This is a genomic window from Bizionia hallyeonensis (assembly GCF_042657385.1).
Taxonomy (GTDB): domain Bacteria; phylum Bacteroidota; class Bacteroidia; order Flavobacteriales; family Flavobacteriaceae; genus Algorimicrobium; species Algorimicrobium hallyeonense.
On the sequence record NZ_JBHSLA010000001.1, the window covers coordinates 516,517 to 542,383 of the forward strand.

A 25,867-nucleotide genomic window follows, 5' to 3' on the forward strand; every position below is an offset into this window, starting at 1 on the left:
AAAATTTTTTACTTTCTATATTTCGCTGATAAATCTTTAGCTACTAATGTTAAGGTATCTGTAACTTCATCAGTTAATTTTCCAGCTTTTAAGGTTGCTAACACATCACTATGTTTTGCTCCCAAAAACTCTAAATAATCACGTTCAAATTCTTTTACTTTTTCAACAGGAACGTCTTTTAATAAGTTTTTAGATCCCGCATAAATAATAGCTACTTGATCTTCTACTTTAAACGGATCGTTTTGTGCTTGCTTTAAAATTTCAACGTTACGCTTACCTTTATTAATTACATTTAAAGTAACAGCATCTAAATCAGATCCAAATTTAGCAAACGCTTCTAATTCACGATATTGTGCTTGATCTAATTTTAAGGTACCAGATACTTTTTTCATGGATTTAATCTGTGCGTTACCACCAACACGCGATACAGAAATACCTACGTTAATTGCTGGACGAACACCAGAGTTAAATAAATCTCCATCTAAGAAGATTTGACCATCTGTAATAGAAATTACGTTTGTTGGAATATATGCTGAAACGTCTCCTGCTTGTGTTTCAATAATTGGCAATGCTGTTAAAGAACCACCACCTTTTACCATAGGTTTTAACGTGTCTGGCAAATCGTTCATTTCTTTAGCAATATCATCATTATTAATGATTTTTGCCGAACGCTCTAATAATCTTGAGTGTAAGTAGAAAACGTCACCTGGATACGCCTCACGTCCTGGAGGACGACGTAATAATAACGATACCTCACGGTATGCTACAGCTTGTTTTGATAAATCGTCAAACACAATTAAAGCGGGTCTACCAGTATCTCTAAAATACTCTCCAATAGAGGCTCCCGTAAATGGTGCATATACTTGCATGGCTGCAGGATCTGATGCATTTGCAGCAACTATAGTGGTATAAGCTAAAGCACCTTTTTCTTCTAAGGTTTTAGCAATAAGTGCTACTGTTGAAGCTTTTTGACCTACAGCAACATATATACAATATACAGGTTCACCTGCATCGTAAAATTCTTTTTGATTTAAGATAGCATCAATACAAACGGCTGTCTTACCTGTTTGTCTGTCACCAATAACCAACTCACGTTGACCTCTACCAACTGGAATCATAGCATCAATTGCTTTAATTCCTGTTTGTAATGGTTCTGTTACTGGCTCTCTATAGATAACACCTGGTGCTTTACGCTCTAAAGGCATTTCATAAGTTTCACCTGTAATAGGTCCTTTTCCGTCAATAGGGTTTCCTAAAGTATCTACAACACGACCAACAATACCTTCACCTACCTTAATAGATGCGATACGTTCTGTACGTTTAACTGTAGAACCCTCTCTAACTCCTACTGAAGTTCCTAATAATACGATACCTACGTTATCTTCTTCAAGATTTAGTACAATACCTTCTAATCCACCTTCGAATTCTACTAATTCTCCGTATTGTGCATTTGAAAGTCCGTAAGCACGTACAATACCATCACCTACCGTTAATACAGTTCCTACTTCGTCTAATGATGCACCTGCATCAAAATTAGAAAGTTGTTGTTTTAAGATTGCTGATATTTCAGCTGGTTTTACTTCTGCCATCTTTATTTAGATATTAGACGTTAGATTGTTAAGGTGTTGCCACCTATTCCAACGCTGCTTAATTTAATTTCCTATTTTAATATTTATTCCCGAGCCACTATTAATTGACTCTTCCTTAATTATCACTGTATTTGTTGATGCATTTAATCTATCCGAATATGGTGTTCCATATTTTTCTACTAAACGCTTTACTCTTTCTGAATTTAAAGAACCATCCTCATTCACCACATTTCCTTTGTAAATATCTGAAATGATATTTTTTTGTGTTCTTTTCCCGATTTCGTATTTCTTATCCTCTCCTAAGAATATAACTTCAACATAAACTAATTTTCCATTTGGATTAGAAGCAGTAACTGGTTCTGCCCCGTTTATATAAATCGTTTTTAAAAAAATTATCTCTTCTTCATTTTTATTATACAAAGAACAAACCGCATCAAAAGTTCCACAATCAACATAGGTTAACCAAGCAACTTTATCAATTAAAACTTCTCCGTTTTTTAACTTGACCTTTTGAGCATTCGCACTGAAGCCCATAAAGATACATGATAAAAATAGAATTGTTTTAATAGCTTTCATCAGTTTTAGTTAATGGTAAATTCTCTTTTTAATTTATTCAATTTGCTTGCCACACTTGCATTGTATTGCACATCGCCAACACGTAAAATAAAACCACCTAAAATGCTTTCATCTACTATATTTTTAACCGTTACAGCTTTGTTAGATAATTCTTTAATTTTAGCTAAGACTTTTAATTCAATATCTTCAGTAATTGGCACTGCCGTTGTTACAGTTGCAGACTCTTTATTGTTTTGAATATCGAATAAATCTGTATACTTATTAGCTACAGCTTCAATTAAATCTAAACGCTTGTTAGCATCTAATACTTTAAAAAGCTCCTGCGTAATTGTATTTACTTGTGGAAATACCTGAGATAAGATTGCTTTCTTATCATCAGATTTAACAACGGCATTTCTAATAACCTCATCCAGATTTTGATTATCCTTAATAGTTTTAGAAATTAAAACCATATCCGCATTAATAGCATCAGCCACCTGTTTTTCAGTTGCTAAACTTAATACTGCTTTTGCGTAACGTATTGCTGCTCTTGTTCCTGCCATTTTAATGCCCACAACGTGGGTTACTTTTAATTATACTTATCTAACCAAACACACAAATTTTGCGTGGTGTACCAATTAGTTTAATGTTGCTTCACCTAACATAGACTCAACCAATTTCATTTGCTTGTCTTTGTTAGATAATTCTTCACGAACCACTTTTTCCGCGATTTCAATGGATAAAGTTGCCACTTGCATTTTTAATTCCGCAATGGCTGCTTTCTTTTCATTTTCAATAGCTTCCTGTGCACTTACAACTAGCTTGTTTGCTTCTGTTTGAGCTTCAGTTTTCGCGTCTTCAATCATTTTTGATTTCATTTCACGCGCTTCTTTAAGCATCATTTCACGCTCTAAACGTGCTTCTTGCAATAATTTTTCATTATTAGCTTGAAGATTTTGCATTTCAAGTTTTGCATTTTCCGCAGATTCTAAAGCTGTTTGGATGCCGTCCTCTCTCGTTTGAAGAGCGTCTAGAATTGGCTTCCAAGCAAATTTTCTCATTAATAAAATTAGTATTAATAAGATTAGGGCTTGCATAAAAAATAAGCCTACTGAAAAATCATTTAATAAAGATTCCATACTATATAGATTACTTAAATTCGCTTTTGTTTAATTTAAAACAGTTTCTGCAACCAACCGTTGCAGAAACTTGTTTTTTACTTTTTAGGAAATTATGATGGATTTCCTAAGATTAACGCACCAAAGGCTAAACCTTCTAATAAGGCTCCGATAATGATCATTGCAGTTTGAATTTTCCCTGCTGCTTCTGGTTGACGAGCAATACTTTCCATTGCTTTTCCTCCAATTTGACCTAAACCGATACCTCCACCGATTACGATTAATCCTGCTCCAATTAAATTGTACATACTAATTTGGTTTTTATAATTATTAATTAAACAAATTCTTTTTAATGAGCGTCGTGTTCCTCCACAGCCATACCAATAAATAAGGCTGACAGCATGGTGAAAATAAACGCCTGTAAAAACGCTACTAAAACTTCAATTACCATAATAAATAAGGTTAACGCTAAAGACATTCCTGTAGAAACTGCAGGTCCGAATGACGCTTTTAAAGTTATCATTAACGCAACTAAGCTCATTACAATAAAGTGGCCTGCAGTAATATTTGCAAACAAACGTACTAATAATGAAAACGGCTTAATTATAAGAAAACCAACAAGCTCTATTACGGCTAAAATTGGTCTTAAAATATAAGGTACTCCTGGCATCCATAAAGTATGTGCCCAAAAATCTTTACTACCACTGAACAAATAAATAATCATGGTGAAAATAGCTAAAGAAGCGGTAACAGCTATTTGTCCTGTTACATTAAAACCTAAAGGCGTTAAACCTAACATATTTAATATCCAAATAAAGAAAAATACGGTTAATAAAAAGCCCATAAATTTGCGGTACTTTTTCTCACCAATATTTGGACGTGCTATTTCATCACGAACATAAATTACTAAAGGCTCTAAAGCCCGGGATACACCTTTTGGAATACCATTGCCTTTTTTATAACCTCTAGCTAAACCACCAAACAGTAACAACATGATTATTCCTGTTATAATCATTCCAAAAACACTTTTAGTAATTGAAAAATCGATTACTTTACTAGCGTTTGTTGGATGGTGCTTGTCATCAAAATTCAGTGCTGTTGCACCATTTTCTAATTCGTAAATTTTGGAGTGGTATTTTACAAGTTGCGTATCACCTTTATTAACAATAACGGTTCCGTTATCATCATGATGAAAGGCAGAAGACATAAAGGTTTTCAATCCATTGCTAGTCCAAACAATAACAGGTAACGGGAAACCGTAGTGAACTCCCGTTTCATTATTGGTAAATAAATGAAAATCATGAGAGTCCTTAAGGTGATGGGCAATATAATCACTGATTTCGTCCGGTGAATCAATTAAATTGTTTGCTGTGTCGTCATTTTGGGCGGATACCGAAAACGACGTTAATGCTAAAACGAATACTACTAATAACTTGATAGATTTTTTTGCTACCATCATATTTTTTCTAACTAATGAAATTTATTCTTCGTAAATTTTGTGCAAATGTACGGAATAATTTAAAAAACCAAACCCTTTTTTAGTTTAGTTTTTTAAGGTTACATTAAAACAGAAAAAGTAGTTTTATTCTTAATAACTATTTGCTATTTAACAACTTTGCAATTGCCGCTGCTTCTATCATTAAAAAAAGAAATAAGGGAATTACCAAAGCTATGCGATCGTTTTGAGTTAAAGCATCATTTTTAAAAACAGAAGATTGAAATATGAGTACAAATGCACCTATCTTAAAAAACATGAGCATGAGATAGGAATAGCCGGCTTGGTTGGGTAAATTTTCAGCAACTATTTCTACCATTATATAAATAATAACAACGGAAATTACATGAAATATATACACATTGAATAAGGAGAAACTTAATTCCGAATGTAATAAACTGCTGTGAATACCATAGCTTAATCCAAATACAGCAAGGACCAAAATAATTACAAATACAATACGCTTAATCATCAGAATCTTTATTGGTTATTTTTAGGACTTGATAAATAACCGAAAACATAGCAATAGCAACGGATATCAAGGTTATAATTTTATAATATAATTTATTATGATTGTCAAATTTAACATCTAACCATCCACCTAGTAAACTTCCTAAATAAATAATTAAACCCATTTGTATAGCAATGGTCGTAAACCGAATATACTTATTCAGCGGTTTATTAGGCTTTTTGTTTGGTGGTTTTTTCGCGCTCACTATTTTGAATGTCTTTTGTTGCTCCTTTCATGGCGCAGTTAACGTTAAATGTAGCTCCTGGCTCAACGGCTAACTTACCTAAAGTTACATCACCTTCAATATGCGCAGTGCCTTTTAGGTTTAGTGTACCTGAAAGTGATAATGTACCCGAAAATTTTCCTTCAAAATAAGCATCCGTACCGGTTATATTACCCTTTACAAAACCTGTTTTTCCAACAACAATTTTTCCAGGCGTTTTAATACTGCCTTCCACGGTTCCATCAATCCGGAAATCGCCTTCACTTTCTAAATCACCAACCATAGTAGTGCCTTGGGCTATTAAATTTTGGCTGGAAGTGATTTCGAGATTTGTTTTACTTTTTTTGTTCTCTGAAAACATGACTATTTATTTTTTGGGGTTTAATTGACTGCTAAATATGCATCCATATTTTTATGGATTTGTAGGGTTGCATAGTTCGTTGACGAAATAGCAAAATGTTGGTGTCGTATTTTGTCTTTTTTCTTTTCTTCTAATGATGCTGCATACCCTAAAGCGCCTTCCTTGCTTGTTAAACCATGAATGATAACAAAGGTGGTTTCAGGGTTATAGACATCAACCGAAACGGATAAATCAAAAACATTAACTTGATCTGTTTCTTTTTTAAGTTTGGTTACAAATTCAGAAATTGCCTTTTCGTTTGCCGCATTGAAATAATACACAACTTTGTAATTGGTTTCATCTGGATTTTCAACAAAATCAGTACTGCTTATTTTTGGTAACAAATTATCAACAATGTCTTGTGCTTGAGCACCTTCTTCCGTATTGGCATAATTGTAAGCTACAAAAGTCATAGCTTTACTATAGGCTTCATATCCATATAAACGACCTGTAGCCCGTGCCTTTAAGAGCTCGAATTTAGGCACTAAAGCTTCCCCTTCAAATATGGAAATATAGCGATCTGCTTCATTAATAACCTCTTGATATTGGTGGTTTTCTAAAGCTGTATACAGATTTTCATAAACACTTTCTGGGCTGCTATCATCTTTTGCCAAAGCCGAATCTGGATTTTTTAAAATGGTAGCATATCGCGACTCTGGATAATTAGCAATAATATCGTTTTTAGCAATTTCAGCTTCACCATTCTGACCTTCCAACATATAAATTTTATACAAATTATATTTAGCAGGAACTACTAATTTTTCATCTGGATTAAAGCTTAAAAGCGTTTGGAATTTATCTTTAGACAAACCGTTTTCCTTAAATTTCTCTTTATAAATAAGTCCTAATTGGTAGTATGCACGGTTGCGCTCTTTAGTAATACTATCAATTGCTTTTTTATCCGTTGGTATTTGCGTTAAATAAAATTCTGGATTGAATAATTCATTTTCAACTTCATTTTCAATTAAATCATTAAAAACTTCATTGGTTTTGGATTTGTTGATACTAGACCAACGCCAATTATCTTTTAATTCACGATCTCCCCAATTTTTTCTAAATTCATTTTTACCATAGGAGACGGTTGTTGGGTTATAGAAATAAAATTCAACTGGACCGCCTGCTGCTGGTCCACCCGCTTTTTTTACCATTGAACTTCCTGCGGCAAAGCTATTATTAGTATTTACCTGGATTAAGCCTTGATTACGTTCCCGCTCTTCCTCAAGTGCTTTTTCGGCTTCCGCCTTCAATTTTAATTCTTGGGTGTAGGTTTCAAAATAAGCCGTTCTTTCGTCTGCGGACATGGCAACTAAACCAAGGATGCTATCGTTGGCAATAGCAACATCTTCATAATAAATAACGTCTTCTAAATTATCGCGTTTACGTTTGATGATTCGGTATGGCTTGCTATTCATTTTCATGTTTAGCATGGTGCTATCATAATAAGCACCGGCAATTTTATATTCGGTATAATCGAAAAAGATATCACCTAGATTTTCATAGTCTTTAGAAACCAATATTTTATCTGTTGGATTGGTGCGTAATGACTTGTTATAAAACTCAACTGCCAAGGAATCAGAACCATTTTTTAAATGATATTCACCAATCTGATAATAAATTTTACTTAAAAAAGGCCGGTTTTCACGATCATCCTCTAGCTCATATAGTAGTTCAATTAAAGCTTGTTTATCGCCTTCTGTAAAATCGAAATTACGTGCTTTCCCAACATAAGCCGCAATGCGGTAAGGTCTTGGCGTTTTTCTATTCAGTTCTATAACCCGATCAAAAGCAATATTTGCGCTATCGGTTTTATTAAGTCTATTGTATAATTGGGCTTGAATGAATCTGTAGCGGCCGCGTTCATCATTGTTTTTGGTGTGTTGTGCAGCAATATCTATTTGCCAAACAGCACTATCTAAAGATTTTGTATTAATGTAGGCTTGGGCCAACATGGCAGTGGCGTCTGCTAAATCCTGACCTTCCAATTCCACTTGGTACATTAAACGCTTTAAATTGGTAATAGCCAATTCTTCATTTTCTAAACGAATGTTTGTTTTTTCACGCCATATTCTGGCTTGATTAATTTTATCACTCGCCGGATATTTATAAAGAATGTAGTTAAAAGCTTCTAATGCTGGTATAAAACGTTGATCAAAATAACGCGCTTTCCCCAACAGTAAATAGGCTTCATCAATTTGCGGATTTTTTTCTTTTCCGCCAATATTCATTCCATGTTTCTGAACGGCTTTAATTGCTTTTTCTTCAGCACGCTCAAAATCTTGATTTTTACTTTGACCAGGGAGCATAATTTCTTCCGAAATCTGCATGCGTTCTATAGGTAGAATTTCCCAAAAATTATCATCATAGGAATCGTTTACGCCTTTTTGGCCACTTTCTAATGCTAAATATCCGTTGTAAAGGATGTTGTATTTTGTAGACATGGCATGCATGTTCCTACTCACAAAAGAATCTTTCTTGCGTGAACAACTAGTAAGTACTAACGTAATACTAAATAGAAATAGGATGATTCTGAAAGTGGTCTTCAACGTTGATTGTGTTTAATTATACATAACTAAAAACAGCTATATATATTATGTATTGCCGTAAAAATAAGCATCTTTTTGAATAATTATAAAAAAAGAGCAGACTTTTAAATAGTTTCTGTTCCAGCAAAGTGCGCTTCTAATTCTTTTAAAGTAGCTGCACTGGTTTTTAAATCCTTTACAACTTCGCCTTTTTCTAGTACCACTATGCGTTCGCATACATCAGTAACGTGCAATAGATCGTGACTAGAAATTAATACGGTAACGCCTTTGGTTTCGGCTAAATCTTTAATAATTCCCTTTAAACGAATTTGCGTTGTTGGATCTAAATTAGCAAACGGTTCATCTAAAATAATAACTTCTGGATTTCCAATTAAAGCAGCAACAATGCCGGCTTTTTTCTGATTTCCTTTACTCAAATCGCGTAAATATTTTTTCTGATTTAATATTTCGCCGTGGAAAAAATCTTCAAATTGCGATACTAATGCATCCACATCCGATTTATTCTGACCGCGTAACTCGCCAATAAAATAGAAATATTCTTCCGCTGTTAAATAACCTATTAAAAATGTTTCATCAATAAAGGCGGATGTAAAGGGTTTCCAATCTTCGCTTTCATTAACTAATACATTATTGTTTTTAATATAGCCTGTTGTGGGTTGAATTAAATCCAGTAGCAAACTAAAATAGGTGGTTTTTCCAGCACCATTATTCCCTACTAAACCAAAACTTTGACCTTTTGGAATTTCCAAGGAATCTATGTGTAGAACCTGAATATCATTATATTTTTTTGAAAGATTTGATGTAATTATCATGGGTAATTTTAATTAAATGTTTGATTATTTTTTTTCACTAAACGCAGCAATAGTTTTATATTTTCCATCTTGGTAAACGTTTTCAATTTTTCGTAAAAAGAAGTTTTTGAAAACAATTCCTACCACGCCACTCAAGGCTAAAACTAATATGCCAGTTTCAAAATTTACTAATTTATAAGGGATATAAAATAAGCCCATTGGCAGTAAAAATTTAGGTAAAGCAATCAACATTTGCGTTGGATTAAATCCGTTGGTATTACTAAACGCTTTTGCTTTTGTGTTGAGCTCTACAGGCATTCTATTTAAAGCGCCGCCAAAAAGCGTTAGAAAAGAATTTAATCCAATATTAAACAATGCACCAGCGGCTATCATCCCGAAAATATCCCAGCCAAAATAAATATATGGTGTACTTAGAACAAAGGAAATAGCTACGGCTACCACCATTAAATACCATTTGGATTCTAGGTATTGACGATACGGAATATTCTGACTCATCAGCATTTTGTAATACTCGCTATCCCAAGACGGTACGAGTTGACCGAAAGTCATTAGAAAACCACCTGTAACAAACATCGAGGCAAATGCTAAAATAGCCGGCATTTCTCTATACATGTCTTGTGTGTAAAAAATAAGGCCATAAAACAAAAACATGAAAGACATCATCATAGTTTGTTTTGGTCGGGCATTTCGCCAAATTAATTTAATATCATTCTTTAAAAATGGTGCAATGCTACCAAATCTATCAAACCACGATAAATCTGTTGCTTCCACCACTTTAACTTTTTTAGAAACAGCATCGTCCAAATAAAATCCTTTTTTAACATATTTAAAGTTCAATTTATATAAAACGACTAATAATGCTAAAGGAATAATAGCTAAATACGGTTGATTATACAGAGTATTAAATGCAATACCTATTGGTTCTGATGCCGCATAAATACCATAAAACTCCAAAGCAACTAATCCTAATAATAAAGGTGCAGCAATGTAAAATACGGTATTACTTTTATTGACTAAAAAGTTTAAAAAATTTATGGACAATGTTACGAATATAATAGATAAAAACCAGCATAACACATTTATTACCGGATAGCCTTTTACTAATAAAACAATGCTAAACGGTAAAAACAAAAACAGCGATAAGAAGTTAAAAAATGAGAGCGTGGTTTTACCTAATAAATAGTGAATTACTGTATCTCTTTTAATAGGAATAGTCATTAAGGGCTTGACATTCAGAACGGGCAATTGCTGCAAAAAATAGCGTATGAGTAGTTCAAATAAAAACCAATAAATTAAAAAATTATTAATTGTTACAATCGGATCTATTTCTGGAATGGCTTTTTTAGCAATAAAAAACATGCCAACTCCCATAAATAAAGCAATTCCGCCAAAGTATAATGCTCCTAAAATGAGGAATATTTTTATAACAAGTCCTTTTTGAAAATAGGATGCCCTTTTAAACTGTTTCCATTCGAGGCTTAAAAATTGTTTAATCATTTTTATTAGTTTGTTGAAACGTGATTTTTAATTGGTGTGCTTTTGTGCAATCTGTCCGACTTCCATTCCCCAACTCTGACCTAACATCATCCCTTTTTGAGTAAGTACACTTTGTTTAGATGCTAGTTTTTTACCTAAATCGGTTTTATAGAAAGCTACTAATTCTTCAATTTCATCTTTGGTAAATTCTTCCATGTATATGTCGGCTAATTGGCTATACAACTTATCAAGTGTGCCATTTGCTTCCTTTGTAAAGGCTGCTTTGTTTGCTTCTGGCACCATAGCTCCTATTTGAGCAATGGCATCATGAAAAGCACCAGTGGCTCCTGTTAGTCCAATAAATTCTATGGTTTGTTGTTTAAATTCGGATGGCTCTTGAGCCGAAATAGAAAGGGTCAAAAATAGGGCAAGAACTGAAAATAGTGTTTTCATAAAAATTGGTATTGATTAATTATAAGTAGTAAAAAAATACAATTTGTTACATAGCATATTCAGGATAGGTTTCTTGAAGATGAAAAGTAGCATTTTTTGGTAAAATAATAGCGGTTATGTATGTATAAATTATAATAACTGTGAAAGCACTTGCACATATTAAAGGCATATAACCTCTAAAACTGTCAGTAAGATTAATTAATTGAAACATTTGAGGGCCTAAAATCAACGTTCCTATGGTTGCATTGTTGTAAATCATATCTTCTAAAAGCCATAATTTCTCCTTGGCTTTCCGCTTCCTTTTTATTTCCCTATTAATGGCAATGGTTTTAATAAATAAAAACAAACAAAGGACTAGGTAGGAAGCGATAAAAATATAACTACCAATTTCAGTAGAGAAAACCGTGTAAAGCAACACAAAAATTGCGGTTGTTATTATAATTTGTGGCAATCTGAACCAGTCTTTGGCGTAATTCCAGAGCAGTTTCATATATATTTTAGACATGGCTTTTTGGCGTTGTTCCACCACATCCATAAACCCAAAAATTCCAAATTTTTTAAAGGATTTATCGCGTGCGACTTCAAACGACAATGTTGGATTTACCTCCCAAATTGCTTCAATATCATTAGCCATATGATCTACAAGTTCGGTTTGCAAATCGTAATATTCAACATAATGCTGTCTAGTAAACGCATATAAATTTTCAATATGAGAATCAGTTAATGCCATAAATTAATAACTCAATTTCGGATTAATTAATGTTTGAAGCGTGGCAATATACTGTTCCAATTCACTTAATTTATTAACGGTTTCGGTGGTTCCTTTTTCAGTAAGTTTATAATATTTACGCAACCTGTTATCTACTTTTGCTACCTCAACATCCAGTAAGCCTTCGGCTTCCAACTTATGAAGTGATGGATACAAGGCACCTTCGGTAATTTGCAATTCGCCTTTGGTGAGTGCTTTCACTTTCTGCGTAATTTCATAACCATACATTTTATCATGCTCACTTAAAAGCTTTAAAATGATGGTGGTTAAACTGCCCTTGTATAATTTGGAATTCGCCATACCATTCAAATATATACATAATTTTCTTATGCATATAAATTTTTAAATAAATTTCAGCAATTATAAGTTAAAAATCAAAGGCTTCACTATTTTTGTAAAAAATCAAAATATGTCACACTTTCATACACTTTCCGTTAAAGAACTTCATAGAGAAACAGACAAATCGGTTACCATTAGTTTTCAGGTTCCTGACCACTTGAAGTCGGTTTACCAATTTCAAGCTGGTCAATATATTACATTGAAAACAAACTTGAATGGTCAGGAAGTCCGTCGTGATTACTCCTTGTGTTCCTCACCAAAAAGTGGCGAATTAAAAGTGGCCGTGAAAGAAGTTAAAGACGGAACCTTTTCCGCTTATGCTAATAATGATTTAAAAGTTGGCGACCAATTAGAAGTAGCACCACCAAAAGGTCGTTTTGTTTTTGAGCCAAACGATAAGAAAACAAAAAATATAGCCTTGTTTGCAGCAGGTAGCGGAATTACACCCGTTTTGAGCATTATAAAATGTGCGCTGGAAGAAGAAGTTCACAGTCAAGTTATTTTGGTTTATGGCAATAAAACCACCCAAAACACCATGTTTTTAAACGAATTGTTGGAATTACAACATACGCATAAAGACCGTTTTACCATACAGTTTGTGTTTAGCCAAGCCGATGAAGCCGACGCTATTTTTGGTCGTATTGAAAAAAGTACCGTGAATTATGTCATGAAAAACAAACATAAAAATATTGAGGTGGATGCCTTTTATTTATGTGGACCTGAAGCCATGATTCATGCTGTAAAAGATGTTCTAGCCGAACATGACATTCCAAAAGAACGCATTCATTTTGAATTATTTAAAGCAGCAAAACCTACGGAAGATAGTGCTTTAGGTGTTATACCAGAAGGAAAAACGCAAATTACGGTTGTGGTTGATGATGAAGAAACGACTTTTGAAATGAGCCAAAAACAAACCGTTTTAGAAGCCGCTTTAGATGAAGATTTAGATGCACCATATTCCTGCCAAGGTGGCATTTGTAGTAGTTGTTTAGCGCGAATAACTGAAGGTGAAGCAACCATGCGCCAGAATAATATTTTAACGGATAGTGAAGTTGCTGAAGGCTTAATTTTAACCTGTCAAGCACATCCAACCACGCCGACTTTGAAGGTGGATTATGATGATATTTAGAAAAGACCACTCTTACCTTTGGACAGCTCTCTCAAAAGGGAGAGAATAAATAGGTTTATAAATAAATTGAATATCGAATTTCTCTGTGAAACTCCGAGATTTTTTGTGTAACTCTGTGAAATAATTTAGTTTTTATTTAAAAACAATTACAATCTACCCTAAAACAGCCTTAATCTTCTCAACAACCCTTTCAACCGGAACACTTCCAGCAGCATCCTTATAATCGTCAGGATATTTGTTGCCATAAATTGAAGTTGGAATTTTTGGGTATAGTTTTCTATCCGCTACCAAGGCATAATCAGCTGGTTGATTAAAAGGTGCAAACCCAGCAAACGGATGCGTAACTCCCCAAATGGTCACCACGTTTACGCCAAGCATAGCTGCTAAATGCGCATTTCCAGAATCCATAGAAAGCATGACGTCTAAATTGGAAATAACATCCAACTCTTCATTAAATGATAATTTTCCCGCCATGTTAATAATACCATCTGCTTCAGACTCCAAATAATTCATCACTTGAACTTCTTTTTTTCCGCCTCCAAATAATAAAACCTGATAGTCTTTAGACAATTCTTTAATAACCTGCTCCATAAGTTCCAATGGATATTTTTTACCTTCATGAGCCGCAAAAGGTGCAATACCAATGCGTTTCTTATTGGTACTACCTATTATTCTTGAAACATTAGGGTTTAAAGCTTCTGGAATTGGGTAATTTGGTTTACTTAAATCTAGAGGGAAACCTAATGTTTCAAACACATCTGCATAACGTTGATGTGTGGTTTTTAATGGTTCAAAAATTTTGCCTTGGGTAAGTGCCTTTTTGGCTTTTCGGCCTTTATCAACAGTGGCTACTTTCGGCACACCAAGCAAGGGTTTTAACACTTTAGTTCGTAGCACCTTGTGTAAATCGGCAATGGCATCGCAGTTTTCTTTTTTTAATTCACGAGACAATTTATACAAACCCACGAGGCCTTTATGTTTGTTTTTTACATCTGCAGGAAACACGGTTACGTTTTTTAAATCGCGGAACAATGGCGCAAAAAATGCACGTGTTAAAACGGTAATTTTAACACTGGGATACTGTTGGGTAAACGCACGTAGCACAGGAACCGTCATAGCAACATCGCCCATGGCGGAAAGTCGGATAACGAGTATGTGTTTGGGTTTGGACATTTATAAAACCATTAACCTTTCGACAGCGCTCAAGGTGACAAACTAAATTTAGATGTTTATTTTTGAGAACGCAACACCGGATTCAGTTCATCATCATTGTACATCTTCATTTGCTTATACACCTTCATGTATTTATCACCTTTTTCAATGTCTGTTAATAAGGTATCAATTGCTGTCGATAAATCTACACGTTGTTCCAATAATACATTCAGTTTGGTTTGGCAAGCAGCCAAATGCGCATCAGTAGCATCCGTACGTGTTGCTTCTTCGTGCATATGGTACACTTTAAGCGCTAAAATGGACAATCTATCAACACCCCAAGCTGGACTTTCTGTGTTAATTGTTGCATCAGCTTTTGGTGTTACATTTTTATACTTTTCAAGGAAATAGCTGTCAATATACTCTACCATATCCGTTCTATCCTGATTAGAAGCATCAATTTGACGTTTCAATTTCAAAGCAGCAACGGGATCAATTTGCGGATCGCGAATAATATCTTCATAATGCCATTGCACAGTATCTATCCAGCTTTTTCTATATAATAAATGTTCTAAAGTCTGCGAATCTTTATCATACGGATTACTAAAAGGTTGATCTACCGTATTAACAACATGATAGGTTTCAATAACGTCTTGGAATATTTTATTGGCTTTTTCTGAAAACATAATATAAAAATTTTGAAACACAAATATAAACCTATTTATTAACTTTACAGTTCAAAACAAATCCAAAACACGATGCATATCCATAATATTTCGCTTGAAAATTCTATTTTAAATTCCTTTATTTCAGAAATGCGTGATATTGACATTCAAAAAGATCCCATGCGGTTTAGACGTAATATTGAACGTACTGGTGAAATTCTAGGCTATGAATTAAGTAAATCTTTAAATTATAAATCTGTCAACATTCAAACACCTTTAGGTACTGCCGCCGAATTTATATCTACTGATAACATTGTATTATGTTCCATTTTACGAGCAGGTGTTCCGCTGCATAACGGTTTATTAAATTACTTTGATAAAGCTGAAAATGCTTTTATTTCGGCTTACAGACATCATAAAAGTAAACCTGAAAGTTTTGAAATTATTGTCGAGTATTTGGCATGCCCTAGTTTAGAAGGTAAAACACTTATTTTGGCAGACCCCATGTTAGCAACGGGTCAATCCATGGTAGCAACCTTTGAAGCTTTAAAGCCCTTTGGGAAACCTAAAGCCGTGCATTTGGTGAGTGTTATTGGTGCTCAAGAGGGTTTAGATTATGTGTCCAAACATTTTGACGCAGACGCACATTTATGGATTGCCACCGTAGATGAAAAACTAACGGATAAAGGCTATATTATGCCAGGATTGGGTGATGCTGGCGATTTAGCCTTTGGCGAAAAACTACAGCACTAAACTGGCAAGGAGCCCCACTATTAAAAGCCATATTAAGACCTCGCGAAACCATTTTTCAGGAACTAATTCAATATAATTAGTAACAATAAGTGCCAAAGGAGCTATTAAGAAAATAAACTCTGCTCCCGATTTTTCTGGTGAAATAATAATAATTACTAGCGCTATAAAAGCCGTAAAAAGTATGAGCAAATATGACGGTCTATAGCTTTTAGATTGGTTTTTAATTGTCCTTAAATAATAAAATAAAGACCAAATAAAATAAGAGAAGTATATGGTTGCCGCAATAATAATTTGACGATTATTCAACATACTGAAATCGAAATTTTTCCCTCTTTCAAACCGATCTACATACGCCCAAAAATCGATATTAAATACTATTAACATGGCATAGGTAAGTACAGCTACTAAAAGCACACCAATAAATGGAATGATCCAATTCTTAACATCTGTAATCCCATATAGAAAAAGCGCCGCAAACAGCACGATAAAAAATAACGAGCTCCAAAAAAAGAGCAGGGTTGCTAATGAGATCCAGATGGTAGCATCCAGAATTTTTTTCTTATTATCTTTTTTAGAGCGCAAACTCACAATGCGCCGCAGTGCTAACATTATAAACAGATTGGCAATTACTAACTTGGTATTTAAAAATGTCTGGAACATTAATACCATAAACAGTCCATAAAATAAGAGATTGTAACTATTCTTTTTGGATAGTCTATTCTTACTAGTAAAAAAATCGAATATAAAAAGCGATAGTACACAAACACCAAATAGAGCGAGTTGCTTCAGGACAAACACCGTATTAAATTCAGGGTGCATCCTTAATTTGGCCAGTAAAAAACCGATAAACAATACCATACTCATAATAACAAAATGAATAGGTTTCGCTTTTCTAAAGAATTTTGAAATCATACAGCTAGGAGAAAATCACTTCTACGGATTTATTGATTGTGGTAAATTACTAATATTCTCTTCAAATTATTGAAATTTAATTTGAAAAAGGTGTAATTTTGTATCATTACATAATGATTACTATATTACACGTGCTTTAAAAGCCTTAAAATTTATATTATGACCGATTTTTTTTACGCCATTGAAGACTTATTTGTAAATGTTTTATTTGCACCATTTGATGCCTTAAGAGCATTAGAACTTGAAAGCTGGTTTGCTGCAAATGCCATAAACTGGATTTTAATGATTGTTGGTATGGTAGCTTTTGTTTACTGGATGCTACAACTTAAAAAATTCAACGATAACGGTGAGGAAAACAAAAGCATTACATCTCACAGTTATTTATAAATCGAATCCAATATCTTTTCTATAATACATCTTATCAAAATGTAGTTTGTCTATATTTTGATAAGATTTTTTTAGTGCCTCACTGTAGGTATTTCCATAGCTTGTTATTGCTATAACACGACCTCCAGAGGTGACTACTTTATCATCCTTTAAGCTTGCACCGGCATGAAAAGGTAATACATCTACCAATTTATCTAATCCCAAAATTTCCTTGCCTTTTTCATAAGCTTCTGGATATCCACCAGAGACTAACATGACTGTGGTAGCAGCACGTTCATCAATTTCAATGTTAATAGTATCTAGTGTTTGGTTTGCAATGGCTTGAAAAATTTCAGCCAAATCATTCTTTAAACGTGGTAAAACGACTTCCGTTTCAGGATCTCCCATACGAACGTTATATTCAATAACTATCGGCTCATTTCCTACCTTTATTAATCCAATGAAAACAAACCCTTTATACGGCAAATTGTCTTTTTGAAGTCCACTAATGGTCGGTTTAACGACTTGCTCTTCTATTTTATTTAAAAATTCGGGTGTTGCAAATGGTACTGGTGAAACGGCTCCCATTCCACCTGTATTTAAACCTGTATCCCCTTCACCAATACGTTTGTAATCTTTAGCCGTTGGTAGAATTTTATAGTTTTTTCCGTCGGTTAAAACAAAGCAACTTAACTCGATTCCATCTAAAAATTCTTCAATTACCACTTTAGTGCTGGCTTCACCAAATTTGGCATCAACCAACATACTTTTCAATTCAGCTTTAGCTTCGTTTAAATCATTTAAAATCAACACGCCTTTTCCAGCTGCCAAACCATCTGCTTTTAAAACGTAAGGTGGATTTAAAGTTTCTAAAAACTGATAACCCGCTTCCACAGTACGTGCATTAAAACTCTGATAAGCTGCCGTTGGAATGTTATGGCGCATCATAAACTCTTTAGCAAACTCCTTACTGCCTTCTAATTCAGCCGCGGCTTTTTCGGGACCAATTACAGAAACACGCTTTAAATCAGCATCATTTAAAAAGAAATCATGAATACCTTGAACTAACGGATCTTCAGGACCAACAACCACCATGTTAATCTTTTTCTCTAGAACCAATGTTTTTATAGCTTGAAAATCGGTAACACCAATAGCTTCGTTTTCAGCTATAGCAGCCGTTCCCGAATTTCCAGGTGCTACATAAAGTGCTTTACATAATGGACTTTGCTTTAATTTCCATGCAAATGTATGTTCTCGACCACCTGATCCTAATATTAAAATATTCATGTTGTTGTTGTTTGCTGCAAAAATAATTGCTTTTACGCTTAAAAAACAATTATTTTACAAAAACATCTTAAGCCAATTTCTTTTGAATTTATTCGACCTTTCATTACAATTTAACGGTTTTCCCATTAAGAAAGCGGAACGGATTTTGAAAGGGATTCAAGCGCAACCAGACCAGGCCTTTGAAGCGTATGTTGAAAACAAAAAAAATGAAATTGTTACATACCATATTCAAAACAATTCATTTTATAGCAACTTGGTAAACGATGTCAAGGTAACAGATTGGAATTCCATTCCGGTTATAACAAAACGCGATTTGCAGATACCACTGCAAGACCGACTTTCCGCTGGTTATAACCTTAAAAATGTGTATATCAATAAAACATCCGGTTCTTCTGGCGATCCGTTTATTTTTGCTAAAGATTATGAGTGCCATGCCTTAACTTGGGCAGTTATTAAAAATAGATTTGGTTGGTATGGATTAGATTTTAATAGCTCCAAACAAGCCCGGTTTTATGGTATTCCTTTAGACAAAAAAGGCTATTATAAAGAACGTTTTAAGGATTTTTTGAGCAGTCGGTTTCGCTTTTCCGTTTTCGATTTAAGCGATTCAGCGTTTGAAGGTTATATTAGAAATTTTAAGTCCACACCGTTTGCTTATTTAAATGGTTATACCAGTTCTATCGGTCAATTTGCCAAATATTTAGAGCGAAAAAATCTTGTTTTAAAAGCAATATGTCCCACATTAAAAGCCTGTGTAGTAACATCAGAAATGCTTTTTGATTCGGATAAATTACGTATGGAAAAACAATTTGGCGTTCCAGTAATTAACGAATATGGTGCATCTGAATTGGATTTAATTGCATTTCAAAACCTAGAAAACGACTGGCAAATTAATAGTGAGACGCTATATGTTGAAATTTTAGATGAAGCTAATAACGTACTTCCATTAGGTGATGAAGGCCGCGTTGTAATTACGTCCTTATACAACCAAGCACATCCGTTTATACGTTATGATATTGGCGATATTGGTATACTTTCAGAGAAAAGTTCGGTAAAAAAACCTATTCTTAAAAAGCTGATTGGAAGAACGAATGATATGGCTGTTTTGCCAAGTGGCAAAAAAGCGGCTGGTTTAACTTTCTATTACATCACAAAAAGTATTATAGAAGATGACGGTTTGGTAAAGGAATTCATCATTCAGCAAACACACCTAAATACGTTTAAAATTATGTATGTTGGTGTCAAGGTCTTATCTGAAGAAAAAATGCAACAAATCCGTGATGAAATGACCCGTTATTTAGAACCTAATCTAACCGTTATTTTTGAACGTCAAGAGGTGCTAGAACGCTCAAAAAGTGGTAAATTGAAACAGTTTTCATCACTAATAGAATAAGAGTCCAATGAATATTACCATAGTAGCAGGTGCCAGACCAAATTTCATGAAGATAGCACCAATAATAAATGTGTTGAAGCGAAAAAAACTGGCAGGTTACGACCTTAATTTTCGTTTAGTCCATACGGGGCAGCACTATGATAACAGTTTAAGTGGCGCTTTTTTTGAGGAATTAGGCATACCGTATCCTGATGTAAATTTAGAAGTAAAAAGCGGTACCCAAGCGGAACAGACAGGTGCTATTATGATAGGGTTTGAAAAAGAACTTCAGAAAAACCCTTCGGATTTAGTTTTAGTGGTAGGTGATGTAACCTCAACTATGGCTTGTACGTTAGTTGCAAAAAAATCGGGGATTAAAGTGGCACATGTAGAAGCTGGTATCCGTTCTGGGGATATGAAAATGCCAGAAGAAATAAATCGAATTGTCACAGATAGTTTAACCGATTATTTTTTTACAACATCTAAATTAGCAAGCAACAACCTTATAAAACTTGGTGTAGATAGCAATCAGGTTTTCTTTGTTGGAAATGTTATGATAGATACGCTTAAAACACATGAATCTCGTTTTAAACAACCAGAAATTTGGAAATCATTGGGTTTAAAACAGAAGCACTACTTTGTAATGACGCTTCATAGACCAAGCAATGTGGATGAAGCCCAAAATATAGAGGCAATTTTAAAACAAATTTCTTCGTTAAGTAAGGATTATCCAATTGTTTTTCCTGTTCATCCCAGAACTAAAAAATTATTACAGAGTTTAAATTTGAGTTATAAAAATTTGTATTATACCGAACCTCTAGGGTATTTGGAGTTTAATTTTTTAGTAAAACATGCCTTTGGTGTTATAACAGATTCCGGTGGTATTAGTGAGGAAACGACTATTATGAATGTGCCATGCGTAACACTTCGTGAAAATACAGAAAGGCCTGAAACATGTGAAATTGGGACAAATATACTAGTAGGAAAAGATCCAATTAAAATTGAAAATGCTTTTAAAACTTTATTTTCAGGTACATGGAAGCAAGCCCAAGTTCCAGCACTTTGGGACGGGCATGCTGCTGATAGGATTATTTCTCAATTAATAAAAACTTATCATTTATAGTGAAAAAAATTCTCATTATAACTAGTTATTTTCCACCTGAAACTGGCGCAGCTTCTAACCGGATTTTTCATTTAGCAACAGGATTAGAAAATCAAAATTTTAAGGTATCTGTAATTACACCACTGCCTAATTATCCGAAAGGTAGGGTTTTTGATGATTATCGTGGGAAATTCAAACAAACATCCACAGAAAAAAATGTTACCATACACAGATTGTGGTTGTATGCGAGTAATTCTAAAAACAAATTATTACGCTTGTTCACCATGATATCGTACAGTATAAGTCTGATTTGGTTTTTTATTTGGAACAAAATTCCGGAAACTGTTATCGTACAATCACCTCCATTGTTGGTTGCTTTTACCTGTATGCTATGTTTGCAGCGAAAAAAAAGAAAGCTCGTTTTAAATGTCAGTGATTTGTGGCCAATTGCAGGTTTAGAGTTGGGTGCTTTTAAAAAGAATTTCAGTTATAAAATGCTGGAAAAAATTGAACGTTTTAACTACAAAAAAGCAGATTTAGTTTTGGGCCAAAGCCAGGAGATTTTAGTCCATGTAAAATCTCTATTTCCAGAAAAAGCAACCTTTCTATACAGAAATTACCCTGATTTTGAACTTCCAGAATTAAAAGAACCATCTATTTCAGGTGACAAAATCACAATAGTTTATGCCGGATTATTGGGTATAGCTCAAGGAATCTATAAGCTATGTGAATCGTTGGATTATAGCAATATTGAATTTCATATTTATGGCGGAGGTGCAGAAAAAGAAAAAATAGTTCAGTTTATATCTGAAAATCCAGATTTACCAATAGTTTATCATGGCGAAGTTACGCGAAGCGAATTACACAATGCCTTATTATGTTATGATATAACCATTATTCCATTACTTAATAGAATTTATGGTTCTGTTCCTTCCAAAATATTTGAATACGCCAAATTAGGGCTTCCTATGCTTTATTTTGGAGGTGGCGAAGGTGAAGATATTATTCAACAACATCAATTGGGATGGATAGCTGAAGCTGGAAATTATAGCCATTTAAACAAAACCATTCAAAGTTTAGGAAAAAATAAATTAAGCTTAAAAAATCGGACAAAGATTCAACAAGCAGCCCTAGAAAATTTTGATTTTAACAAGCAGTTATTAAAATTAAAAGCGGTGCTTTAATAGGCTTTTTCTTCGCCTCGAACAGCGTTTATAAACGTTTTAATAATAATTTTTAGGTCTAAAAGTAAGGACCAGTTTTCAATATAAAAAATATCATATTTTACGCGACCAATAATATCTTTATCAGTTTCAACTTCACCGCGGAAACCACTAATTTGTGCTAAGCCGGTTATACCTGGTTTCACAAAATGACGTACCATAAACTTATCAATACGTTTTGCATACATATTGGTATGACTTACCATGTGGGGTCTAGGGCCCACAACAGACATATCGCCAAAGAGTACATTGAAAAACTGTGGTAACTCGTCAATACTAGTTTTTCGTATAAACTTTCCAGTTCTAGTTACACGTTGGTCGTCTCTAGTTGCTTGATAAAGATTGGCATCCTTATTGGGTGTCATGGATCGGAATTTATAACAATCAAATTCCTTGTAATTAAAGCCATTTCTGGATTGCTTAAAGAACACTGGGCCTTTAGATTCTAGTTTAATTAAAATGGCAATAATAGGTGTTAACCACGATAAAATAAACACAATAACACAGGCCGAGAACACGATATCAAAAAGTCGTTTGATAAATTGATTAGCAGATTCTTCTAAGGGAATATTTCTTAAGGATAGAATGGGAATATAATCGTAGTATTCATATTTCAATTTCTTGGAATAAATATCTTTATTATCAGGTAAAAACTTCAGAATTATTAGATTATTATCAGCAAAATCAATCACTTTCATCATTTGTGAATTAGAAAGTTCAGATATTGAACAATACACCTCTTCAATTGCTTCCTTTTTAATAAAGTGAAGACAGGCATCCAAATCAAATGTGTCCTTATTTTTTAAATTAAACGTTCTTTTATGCTTATAACCATATTCGGGGTTAGAATTAAAAAAGTTCTCTAAAGCCGTGGTTTGTTTATTTTTTCCTAAAATGGCCGTTCTTCTATAATTTCCGCCAAAGGAAGATCGGTATTTTTGAAGCAAATAATAAAAAGCAAACTTAAATGCGGTTATTAAAATAAAGGCAAAACCTACGTATTTAAAAATAGTTTTAGGACGAATATTTAGGTCGTGGTAGAATCCAGAATAGGCTAATACAAATAATCCAAAAAGCACCATTTGTCTGAAAATTAAGGACAAAATGGTGATTTCTCGTGTATAACGATACACCTCATAAAACTTTGAATTAATGGAAATAAACAGCCATGCTATGGTTGTTACACTTGTAAAAATTAAAGGGTGTTGGAAATTGAAAAAATATAAAATAGCCAACCCATTAATAATGCCTAAATCTATCAAATAAGAAATAGGCCTAATATAAATAGAGTATCTACCGTGTTGTATTTGGCTCATTAATTTTTAATATGCTTAGAGAAATCCTTGTGTTCGCTTTTGTTTAACTCCTCGGCAGACAGTTGCTTAAAATAGCTAAACGTTTTTTCCATGCCTTCTGCTCTTTCTACTTTAGGCGTCCAGTTTAATAAATTTTTAGCTAGTGTAATATCTGGTTGTCTTTGCAACGGATCATCCGTAGGAAGTTCTTTGTAAATAATTTTCTGATTGGTTCCTGTTAATTTGATAATTTCTTCGGCAAAGTCCTTTATGGTAATTTCATGAGGGTTACCAATATTTACAGGATATGAATACTCGCTAAAAAGCAAATTGTAAATACCTTCAACTTGATCATCAACATAACAAAAAGAACGCGTTTGAGAACCATCACCAAAAACCGTTAAATCCTCTCCACGTAAAGCCTGACCCATAAATGCCGGAATAACACGACCATCATTTAGGCGCATTCGTGGTCCATAGGTATTAAAGATACGCACAATACGTGTTTCAATACCGTGAAATCTGTGATATGCCATGGTTATAGATTCTTGAAAACGTTTGGCTTCATCATAAACACCACGTGGACCTATGGTATTTACATTACCATAATAGTCTTCGGTTTGTGGATGCATCAATGGATCTCCATAAACTTCAGACGTAGACGCAATTAGTATTCTAGCCTTTTTAGCTTTAGCAAGACCTAGTAAATTATGTGTGCCTAAAGAGCCTACTTTTAATGTTTGAATGGGTATTTTTAAATAATCAATAGGACTTGCAGGTGATGCAAAATGTAAAATGTAATCGAGTTCACCTTCAATTTTAATAAATTCCGTCACATCATGTTCAATAAATTCAAAATTCGGATTATCCATCAAGTGTTTGATGTTTTTAGAATCGCCTGTGATATAGTTATCCATACCAATGACGTGGAAACCTTCTTTAATAAACCGATCACTTAAATGAGAACCTAGAAAACCAGCTGCTCCTGTTATTAATACCTTTTTCATTAATCTATTGTCTTTCTTCCTATTGAGCTGTAATAAAAGCCTTCGTTTTTAATATCCTGAACATCATATAAGTTTCTACCATCAAAAATAACCGGCGTATTCATTTCTGCTTTCAGTTTGTTAAAATCTGGTGTTCTAAAGATACTCCATTCTGTACAGATAATCAAGGCATCGGCATCTTGAATTGCTGAATACATATCTGGAGCATAGCTGATTTGATTACCAAATTTGCGCTCCACATTTTCCATAGCTTCTGGGTCGAATGCCGTTATTGAAGCGCCACTTTCAAGCAGGTCCTCAATTATATACAAAGCTGGTGCTTCCCGAATATCATCAGTTTCAGGTTTGAAAGCCAAGCCCCAAATGGCAATTTTTTTATCTTTCAAATCACCTTTAAAAAAGGCATCAATACGTGGTAATAGGATTCGTTTTTGTAAGTCGTTTACCTTTATAACAGCATTTAAAATATCGAAAGTATAATTATGGTCTTTCCCTGATTTATGAAGTGCTTTCACGTCCTTTGGAAAGCAAGAGCCTCCATAGCCTATTCCTGGGAATAAGAAGCGTTTACCAATTCTAGAATCGGTTCCCATACCAATGCGCACTTTATCAACATCTGCACCCACTTTTTCACAGAAGTTAGCAATTTCATTCATAAAGGTTATTTTGGTGGCCAAAAATGAATTTGCGGCATATTTGGTAAGTTCCGCCGATTTTTCATCCATAATAATTATCGGGTTTCCAGAGCGTACAAAAGGCTTATAGAGTTTTTCCATAAGTTTGGTAGCTTTATCTGAACTAGAACCTATAACAATACGTTCTGGCTTTAAAAAGTCTTCTACGGCAAAACCTTCACGTAAAAATTCAGGATTAGAAACCACATCAAAATCTACCGTGGTTTCATTTGAAATGGCTTTCGTAACACGCTCGGCTGTTCCAACAGGAACGGTGCTTTTATCGACAATAACTTTGTAGCTTTTTAATAATTTTCCAATGTTTTTGGCGGCACCTAACACATACGACAAATCGGCCGAACCATCTTCATCTTCAGGTGTTGGTAGTGCTAGGAAAATAATATCACCATGGTTTAGACCTTCCTCCAATGAAGTTGAGAATTTTAAACGGTCTGCTTTTATGTTTCTTTCGAAAAGTGTATCTAGTAGTGGTTCGTATATTGGCACGACACCAGCTTGCATTTTTTTAACTTTACTTTCATCAATGTCAATACATAAGACATTATTACCTGTTTCGGCCAGACATGTTCCGGTAACTAAACCTACGTAGCCTGTTCCTATTACTGATATGTTCATTTAAAATTTAT

28 protein-coding genes are annotated in these 25,867 nt (G+C 34.0%); 6 read left to right on the forward strand and 22 right to left on the reverse strand.

Annotated elements, in window-relative coordinates:
- Positions 1-8: 8 nt before the first annotated feature.
- The 15 genes from atpA to ACFPH8_RS02415 all read right to left on the reverse strand — a co-directional run bounded on the left by atpA (position 9) and on the right by ACFPH8_RS02415 (position 12,244).
- Positions 9-1,589: a F0F1 ATP synthase subunit alpha gene (atpA, locus tag ACFPH8_RS02345; protein ID WP_248396782.1), complete on the reverse strand. Its 1,581-nt coding sequence runs from the start codon at positions 1,587-1,589 to the stop codon at positions 9-11.
- Positions 1,590-1,652: 63 nt separating this feature from the next.
- Positions 1,653-2,165: a hypothetical protein gene (locus ACFPH8_RS02350; protein ID WP_376858307.1), complete on the reverse strand. Its 513-nt coding sequence runs from the start codon at positions 2,163-2,165 to the stop codon at positions 1,653-1,655.
- 5 nt (positions 2,166-2,170) lie between these two features.
- Complete coding sequence (atpH, locus tag ACFPH8_RS02355) at positions 2,171-2,707, reverse strand: ATP synthase F1 subunit delta (RefSeq protein WP_248396786.1); 537 nt, start codon at positions 2,705-2,707, stop codon at positions 2,171-2,173.
- Positions 2,708-2,782: 75 nt separating this feature from the next.
- Positions 2,783-3,283, reverse strand: coding sequence for a F0F1 ATP synthase subunit B (locus ACFPH8_RS02360; protein WP_248396789.1), 501 nt, complete (start codon positions 3,281-3,283; stop codon positions 2,783-2,785).
- Between the two features lie 92 nt (positions 3,284-3,375).
- Positions 3,376-3,570 carry an ATP synthase F0 subunit C gene (gene atpE / locus ACFPH8_RS02365; RefSeq protein WP_248396791.1) on the reverse strand — a complete coding sequence of 65 codons (195 nt, stop codon included), beginning with the start codon at positions 3,568-3,570 and terminating at the stop codon, positions 3,376-3,378.
- A 41-nt stretch (positions 3,571-3,611) separates the two neighbouring features.
- A complete protein-coding gene (atpB, locus tag ACFPH8_RS02370; RefSeq protein ID WP_248396793.1) occupies positions 3,612-4,721 on the reverse strand; it encodes a F0F1 ATP synthase subunit A in 1,110 nt (369 codons plus the stop codon).
- A gap of 136 nt (positions 4,722-4,857) precedes the next feature.
- Entirely contained in the window at positions 4,858-5,229 is a 372-nt protein-coding gene (locus ACFPH8_RS02375) for a DUF6168 family protein (RefSeq protein ID WP_248396796.1), read from the reverse strand.
- The gene (locus ACFPH8_RS02380; protein WP_376858308.1) at positions 5,222-5,473 is read right to left on the reverse strand and encodes an AtpZ/AtpI family protein; all 252 of its coding nucleotides are present in this window, start codon (positions 5,471-5,473) and stop codon (positions 5,222-5,224) included. Before ACFPH8_RS02380 ends, ACFPH8_RS02375 begins: the two co-directional genes overlap by 8 nt.
- Positions 5,439-5,852 (reverse strand): bactofilin family protein, encoded by a 414-nt coding sequence (locus tag ACFPH8_RS02385; RefSeq protein ID WP_376858309.1) that lies wholly within the window; start codon positions 5,850-5,852, stop codon positions 5,439-5,441. Before ACFPH8_RS02385 ends, ACFPH8_RS02380 begins: the two co-directional genes overlap by 35 nt.
- A 20-nt stretch (positions 5,853-5,872) precedes the next feature.
- Positions 5,873-8,434 (reverse strand): type IX secretion system periplasmic lipoprotein PorW/SprE, encoded by a 2,562-nt coding sequence (gene porW / locus ACFPH8_RS02390; RefSeq protein ID WP_465251603.1) that lies wholly within the window; start codon positions 8,432-8,434, stop codon positions 5,873-5,875.
- 104 nt (positions 8,435-8,538) lie between these two features.
- On the reverse strand, positions 8,539-9,246 hold the full coding sequence (locus ACFPH8_RS02395; RefSeq protein ID WP_248396805.1) for an ABC transporter ATP-binding protein: 708 nt from the start codon (positions 9,244-9,246) through the stop codon (positions 8,539-8,541).
- Positions 9,247-9,270: 24 nt separating this feature from the next.
- A complete protein-coding gene (locus ACFPH8_RS02400; protein ID WP_376858311.1) occupies positions 9,271-10,743 on the reverse strand; it encodes a DUF5687 family protein in 1,473 nt (490 codons plus the stop codon).
- Positions 10,744-10,770: 27 nt separating this feature from the next.
- A complete protein-coding gene (locus tag ACFPH8_RS02405) occupies positions 10,771-11,175 on the reverse strand; it encodes a DUF2059 domain-containing protein (protein WP_248396809.1) in 405 nt (134 codons plus the stop codon).
- Positions 11,176-11,221: 46 nt separating this feature from the next.
- Positions 11,222-11,905 (reverse strand): hypothetical protein, encoded by a 684-nt coding sequence (locus ACFPH8_RS02410; protein WP_376858312.1) that lies wholly within the window; start codon positions 11,903-11,905, stop codon positions 11,222-11,224.
- Positions 11,906-11,908: 3 nt separating this feature from the next.
- A complete protein-coding gene (locus ACFPH8_RS02415) occupies positions 11,909-12,244 on the reverse strand; it encodes a PadR family transcriptional regulator (RefSeq protein WP_376858313.1) in 336 nt (111 codons plus the stop codon).
- A 109-nt stretch (positions 12,245-12,353) separates the two neighbouring features.
- Between ACFPH8_RS02415 and ACFPH8_RS02420 the strand changes: the two genes are divergently transcribed.
- Positions 12,354-13,412 carry a 2Fe-2S iron-sulfur cluster-binding protein gene (locus ACFPH8_RS02420; protein ID WP_376858314.1) on the forward strand — a complete coding sequence of 353 codons (1,059 nt, stop codon included), beginning with the start codon at positions 12,354-12,356 and terminating at the stop codon, positions 13,410-13,412.
- 153 nt (positions 13,413-13,565) lie between these two features.
- Here ACFPH8_RS02420 and ACFPH8_RS02425 read toward each other — a convergent pair whose 3' ends face one another.
- Both ACFPH8_RS02425 and ACFPH8_RS02430 read right to left on the reverse strand, forming a co-directional pair.
- Positions 13,566-14,585, reverse strand: coding sequence for a glycosyltransferase family 9 protein (locus ACFPH8_RS02425; protein WP_376858315.1), 1,020 nt, complete (start codon positions 14,583-14,585; stop codon positions 13,566-13,568).
- A 56-nt stretch (positions 14,586-14,641) separates the two neighbouring features.
- A complete protein-coding gene (locus ACFPH8_RS02430) occupies positions 14,642-15,250 on the reverse strand; it encodes a DUF4254 domain-containing protein (protein ID WP_376858316.1) in 609 nt (202 codons plus the stop codon).
- A 72-nt stretch (positions 15,251-15,322) separates the two neighbouring features.
- Here ACFPH8_RS02430 and upp point away from each other — a divergent pair, with 72 nt between their 5' ends.
- Positions 15,323-15,982, forward strand: a complete 660-nt coding sequence (gene upp / locus ACFPH8_RS02435; protein WP_248396816.1) for a uracil phosphoribosyltransferase — start codon at positions 15,323-15,325, stop codon at positions 15,980-15,982.
- Here upp and ACFPH8_RS02440 read toward each other — a convergent pair.
- The gene (locus tag ACFPH8_RS02440) at positions 15,971-16,894 is read right to left on the reverse strand and encodes a DUF6427 family protein (RefSeq protein ID WP_376858317.1); all 924 of its coding nucleotides are present in this window, start codon (positions 16,892-16,894) and stop codon (positions 15,971-15,973) included. The genes upp and ACFPH8_RS02440 overlap by 12 nt on opposite strands.
- A 159-nt stretch (positions 16,895-17,053) precedes the next feature.
- Here ACFPH8_RS02440 and ACFPH8_RS02445 point away from each other — a divergent pair, with 159 nt between their 5' ends.
- On the forward strand, positions 17,054-17,281 hold the full coding sequence (locus tag ACFPH8_RS02445) for a DUF6341 family protein (protein ID WP_376858318.1): 228 nt from the start codon (positions 17,054-17,056) through the stop codon (positions 17,279-17,281).
- Here the strand turns inward: ACFPH8_RS02445 and purD are convergent.
- Positions 17,276-18,547: a phosphoribosylamine--glycine ligase gene (gene purD / locus ACFPH8_RS02450; protein WP_376858319.1), complete on the reverse strand. Its 1,272-nt coding sequence runs from the start codon at positions 18,545-18,547 to the stop codon at positions 17,276-17,278. The two genes, ACFPH8_RS02445 and purD, sit on opposite strands and share 6 nt — an antisense overlap.
- A gap of 82 nt (positions 18,548-18,629) precedes the next feature.
- Here purD and ACFPH8_RS02455 point away from each other — a divergent pair, with 82 nt between their 5' ends.
- Genes ACFPH8_RS02455 through ACFPH8_RS02465 form a run of 3 tightly spaced genes read left to right on the forward strand, consistent with a single transcriptional unit; the run spans position 18,630 to position 22,205 of the window.
- Positions 18,630-19,940 (forward strand): phenylacetate--CoA ligase family protein, encoded by a 1,311-nt coding sequence (locus tag ACFPH8_RS02455; RefSeq protein ID WP_376858320.1) that lies wholly within the window; start codon positions 18,630-18,632, stop codon positions 19,938-19,940.
- 7 nt (positions 19,941-19,947) lie between these two features.
- Positions 19,948-21,042 (forward strand): non-hydrolyzing UDP-N-acetylglucosamine 2-epimerase, encoded by a 1,095-nt coding sequence (gene wecB / locus ACFPH8_RS02460; RefSeq protein WP_376858321.1) that lies wholly within the window; start codon positions 19,948-19,950, stop codon positions 21,040-21,042.
- On the forward strand, positions 21,042-22,205 hold the full coding sequence (locus ACFPH8_RS02465) for a glycosyltransferase family 4 protein (protein ID WP_376858322.1): 1,164 nt from the start codon (positions 21,042-21,044) through the stop codon (positions 22,203-22,205). The genes wecB and ACFPH8_RS02465 overlap by 1 nt, the downstream gene beginning before the upstream one ends.
- Here ACFPH8_RS02465 and ACFPH8_RS02470 read toward each other — a convergent pair.
- From ACFPH8_RS02470 to ACFPH8_RS02480, 3 genes are read right to left on the reverse strand one after another with little or no spacing between them, the layout of a single operon-like run.
- Entirely contained in the window at positions 22,202-23,560 is a 1,359-nt protein-coding gene (locus ACFPH8_RS02470) for an undecaprenyl-phosphate glucose phosphotransferase (protein ID WP_376858323.1), read from the reverse strand. The genes ACFPH8_RS02465 and ACFPH8_RS02470 overlap by 4 nt on opposite strands.
- Positions 23,560-24,546 carry a UDP-glucuronic acid decarboxylase family protein gene (locus ACFPH8_RS02475; RefSeq protein ID WP_376858324.1) on the reverse strand — a complete coding sequence of 329 codons (987 nt, stop codon included), beginning with the start codon at positions 24,544-24,546 and terminating at the stop codon, positions 23,560-23,562. Before ACFPH8_RS02475 ends, ACFPH8_RS02470 begins: the two co-directional genes overlap by 1 nt.
- A complete protein-coding gene (locus ACFPH8_RS02480) occupies positions 24,546-25,856 on the reverse strand; it encodes a UDP-glucose dehydrogenase family protein (protein ID WP_376858325.1) in 1,311 nt (436 codons plus the stop codon). The genes ACFPH8_RS02475 and ACFPH8_RS02480 overlap by 1 nt, the downstream gene beginning before the upstream one ends.
- Between the last annotated feature and the right edge of the window lie 11 nt (positions 25,857-25,867).